The 4,884-nt window shown below is 37.0% G+C and carries 2 protein-coding genes and 2 pseudogenes; all 4 read right to left on the bottom strand.

What is annotated here, in order from left to right; translation table 11 throughout:
* Positions 1–328 (bottom strand): annotated as a pseudogene (locus ACFIQC_RS09240) (ABC transporter substrate-binding protein); the annotation flags it as partial.
* Positions 329–1,951: 1,623 nt separating this feature from the next.
* Positions 1,952–2,542 carry a DNA-3-methyladenine glycosylase I gene (locus ACFIQC_RS09235; RefSeq protein WP_375613872.1) on the bottom strand — a complete coding sequence of 197 codons (591 nt, stop codon included), beginning with the start codon at positions 2,540–2,542 and terminating at the stop codon, positions 1,952–1,954.
* Positions 2,543–2,556: 14 nt separating this feature from the next.
* Positions 2,557–3,987: an exodeoxyribonuclease VII large subunit gene (xseA, locus tag ACFIQC_RS09230; protein WP_375613873.1), complete on the bottom strand. Its 1,431-nt coding sequence runs from the start codon at positions 3,985–3,987 to the stop codon at positions 2,557–2,559.
* 402 nt (positions 3,988–4,389) lie between these two features.
* Positions 4,390–4,884: pseudogene (locus tag ACFIQC_RS09225) on the bottom strand (ABC transporter substrate-binding protein); the annotation flags it as partial.

Here is a 4,884-nt window from a genome sequence, read left to right as displayed (position 1 = left end):
ACTTCAAACCATCACGTAAATGAAAAGTAATCACCGTACTGTGATCATCACCTGAAACATCCCAATGTGTTGCTAAAACGGGAACCATTTTAGCAGGATCATCTGTCGCAGTACTCACCAAGTTATCACAAATATTGTAAATAATTTCACTTCCATAAACATCATTAAGTTGTGCGGGATCAAACGTACTGATTGCATCAAGATTCCAAGCCATCACAAGGGTATCAGCGGGTGTTTTTGCTGAAACCTGTTGTACAACTACGCCCAAAGCCATAAGAGCAGAAACAAGAGAGCTGCTACTTTTCAATATTGTTTTCTTCAAGTTCATAAACTTTTCCCTTTATTTATTTTTATCAATTAATGACGCTAAAATAATATAGCAAATTTATAATTATAACATTGAATAAATACGTTCTAATCGCCTATATTTTTAATCACCTACACAGAGTCATCTACTTGATAAATTCATTGACTTACGTCTCAATAAACCATAACGAACATGCAATATATGTTTTGCTAACCAGTATTACATTCTTTTCATAACCTCTTTGCATATGATAATGCACTATATCAGTTCTCTATTAATCATCAATAAGCCTTGTCGCCCCAAAAATAGTGAGCTTTAAAAAAATCATTACGCAAAAATTTATGAATTCATTATTCTATTCCTTTAGGCGACATTTAAAATAAAATATGCAAACTTTAAAAATAGTCATCCCCCTCAAACACTGTTTCAAGATACGGCGCATCTTTACTACATGACCAAAACGGCACTGAAACAGCAGAAAGACATAAGAAAATATCTTTTCTAAAACGCTACCCCCCACAAAAATCTGCTTAATCTTTTGAAAACTAAGTGTCAAAAGTTTTACGTTTTTACCAACAAAACCAAACGCGTTAACAAAGATAAAGGAAAAATGAGAAGAAGCATTCCTTCCACGCTTTATCTTTTGAGAAATAAAGCTTACAATAAAAGAATATACACTAAAATGCATTCTCTCATTGATAAAAATAAAATTCATTAGACGTTTCCCCCCTAAAGACATAACGAATATAAACCCTTCTAAACTTTGGCGTGCATCATTGCTTTACCACTATAAAAATAGAATAGAAAACAACATACCGCAACAGAACTCTCGTTTCCAGCGGAAACATACAGAGATTCAACGAAGCAATGCAGTGAATACCAGTCTGTCTGAGCTTAAGTATCCTCCCAAAACTGGAGCTCACACGCAGTAAAATTCCTCTCTAGTGAAGGAAAGTTATCAGATAATAAAACCTAACACAAGCAGCTTGAGTCATTTAACTTCAATTTTTCATCGCTGTATTTTATTTTTATTACCTAGGTAAGCATTGAGCAATCGACCTACATATAAATAAACCGACAATCATACAAGCAAAGTAAAACAATGCAACAACAGCACCCCATCTAAAAACCACTTTGCATTCGTCAATAATCATGAATACAATATTCATTAATTATAACCGTCATGTCATTAACAGAAATAAAAAAAACTCTTCTCAACCATTACAAATGCCAAAGACTGTTGCACAACATTGAGAGCTAGTAAAGTGTGTGATGGTGCCGATTTGCTCCTTCATAAGCGTAAAGATGGAGTGCACAATGGATTTACTGTCATACCATTCACGGGCGCCACCGCGAAATGGGTTTTGGTGTACTAAATGTTTCTTTAAAACATACAAGACATTACCATTATCTCACTTCAGATACATAACAGTTAAGGTATCACTTCTTTTGGCATCTGTTTTTTCATCCTCAAAATTATACCTTTATCGTTTTTAGTGCCAACAACAGTAGAAAATCATTAATATTGTATAGTTTGTATATTTCAATTATCTTATACAGTGGAATTGTATAATCTATACATTTATTAAATAATTCAATTATTATCCTATTGATCATTACTCTTACAAAAGACAGTTTGCCAATTTATCGACAAAAACATCCTTCAAGATGATCATTAACAATCCCTACGGACTGCATAAAAGCATAACAAATTGTGGGACCAACGAATGTCCAGCCACGTCTCTTCAAGTCTTGAGAAAGACGAAGAGAAGCAGGTGTCATAGGGTTAGCCAACAGTGTTTGAAAGTCTATCTTTTCATAACGCTCTGATTGTGGTGGCTGAAAAGACCAAAAATAGCGGGACAAACTTCCCCACTCTGTTATAATTTCTTGTGCTCTAAGTGCATTATTAAGCACTGATTGAATTTTTCCTTGATGGCGAACAATGTCTTTATTTTGCATTAACATTTTCACCTTTAGCTCATCGTAATGAACAATCTTTTCAAAGTCAAAGTGATCAAATGCAACGCGAAAAAAAGAGCGTTTTTTTAAAATTGTAAACCAAGAAAGCCCCGCTTGGAAACCCTCAAGACAAATTTTCTCAAACAAACGAATATCCTCAAAAATAGGCTTTCCCCATTCGGTATCATGATAAGCACAATAAAGTGGATCCGTTCCAGCCCATGCGCAACGAACTTTTCCATCCACTCCCTTAAGAAGACCTTCCGCAAGCATGGCATTGACCCGTATTAAAAGAGCATTCCTTGATCATCGTTTGGCGACTTTATTTGCTTGTGTTTTGAACGTTTAGCGGAAATAGGCTCTTGTGTTGCAACACTGATATCTCCATCAAAAAAGCGTAAATTTATTTGCCCTGTTTCAGGAAACTGAACCAATCGTTTAATGGGCTTATGATCTTTCCCCAAAGCCAAAACAAAACCGCGCTCCAAAATATTCTGATATGAAGTGCTTCTTAAAAGCCTAGATACTACCTCTAACCCAGCACGTTGTTTTTCCACACTACGCACAAAAGCACGCTGAAGACGTGCCGTATATTCCTTTGTATTGCGTTGTGCTTTTTCACTATTTAACAAACGCGGTGAAAAACGCACACCAAGTGCATGAAAAGAAAAACGTTTTTTATCGTAGCTTACACAAAGAGCACGCTGCAATCGACTTGAAGTTTCATCCAAACCACGCCGTGGTAGAGCAAAAAGTTGATCGGCAGTCGGAAGAGCTCGTAGAGTAGCACGCAATTTTTGTCGATAAAAATCCAAATAACGCGCGAGTCCCTTGCGCAAACGTGCATCAAGCGATGCCACCAGCACCTCGAGATCAAGCTTAACAGGAACAGCCCGTTCTGCTGCGGCGGTAGGAGTTGGAGCGCGCCAATCAGCCACATAATCAATCAAGGTCCAGTCCGTTTCATGCCCAACAGCAGAAATAACAGGAAGAGAAGATTCATAAACAGCACGAACAACAGCTTCGTCATTAAACCCCCACAAATCTTCTAAACTTCCTCCTCCCCGTGCAACAATAATAAGATCAGGTTTTGGAATAAGTCCACCTGGACCAAGAGCATTAAAACCTTCAACAGCAACAGCCACTTCCCTCCCACTTGTTTCCCCCTGAACACGTACAGGCCAAACCAAAATATGCAACGGAAAACGATCGGATATACGATGAATAATATCACGAATAACAGCACCTGTTGGTGATGTTACAACGCCTAAAATTCGAGGCATATAAGGCAAAGTTTTTTTCTTTTCTTCATCAAACAAGCCTTCTTCTAAAAACTTTTTCTTACGATTTTCAAGAAGTGTCATCAAAGCACCAACCCCCGTTGGTTCAAGAGCCTCGATGACAATTTGATATTTCGATGACCCTGGATACGTCGTAAGTTTACCAACAGCAACTACTTCCATCCCTTCTTCAGGAGGGAATTTGAGCTTTTCCATAACTCCACGCCAAATAACAGCTTCCAACCGTGCCTTATCATCTTTTAAAGCAAAATAAGCATGTCCCGAAGCATGAGTACCACGATACCCTGATATCTCCCCACGCACCCGTACATAACCAAACTTTTCTTCAACAACACGCTTTAGAGCCCCTGCTATTTCGGAAACAGTGAATTCTGCCACATTTGTTACACCTGTTTTTTCACTAAACAAACTTACCATTTTTCAATTCTTTACGCCCGTTTCTGTGAACCTTTTTGAAACAACACATCTTTAAACTTTTGATTTATAGCTTCATCAAAATACCCATAACACCGGCTAGAACAACTTATATTTTTAATTTCAAATCGATTATCAGGGTTGTAAAAAAAAACTTGAAGCCGTTGTATGGGGATGTCTAGAGTCATTATTTCATCCGAAAATTCTATCAATAGAAGTTAAAATATTCAATCCTAACATCCAAACAAACACATATTCTATAAGAATTCCTGAAATAAAATTCTCTACACAACATAGTAATCCATTCCCGATAAAATTCAATGTATTGCAAAGTGTTAAAGAGCTTTGCAATACATCAAATATATCATGATCATGTTTTTTATATTTTATAAACCTGATACCTTTTTATTTTTCAATTGCACTATAAAAAATACGTGGTGCACTATTCCAAACCCATTTTTTAACATCAGGTGTCATCGCTATCGTGTGATACGTCTGATAGATAAAAGCATAAGGTCCTTTCTGCATAAAATCACGTTGTAAATCAGCATACATTTGCGCCCGTTTTTTGGGATCTTTTTGAAACAACGCATCTTGAACCTTTTGATTCATAGTTTCATCCAAATACCCATGGCACCAACTCGCATAGCCTGTATTTTTAGCCTCAAGCCGATTATCAGGATTGTAAATAAGGCGTGAAGCCATTGTATGGGGGTCCGCAGAATCATTATTCCATCCGAAAAAAATTGTATCAAAAGTACGTGCAGATAGTTTTGAAAATAACTGCGTGCCTACGAAGCGTTCAATTTTAAAACGTACCCCTACCTTTTTTGCATTGTCTTGGAGAGACTGAGCAATAGGCAAAGCAAAAGGATAAGGAGAGGCACCGGCAAAAATACT

It is taken from the genome of Bartonella sp. AA126HLJHH (genome assembly GCF_042197425.1).
Lineage (GTDB): Bacteria > Pseudomonadota > Alphaproteobacteria > Rhizobiales > Rhizobiaceae > Bartonella.
Note: the sequence above shows the minus strand (reverse complement) of the source record. Positions and strands in the feature narration are given on the sequence as shown.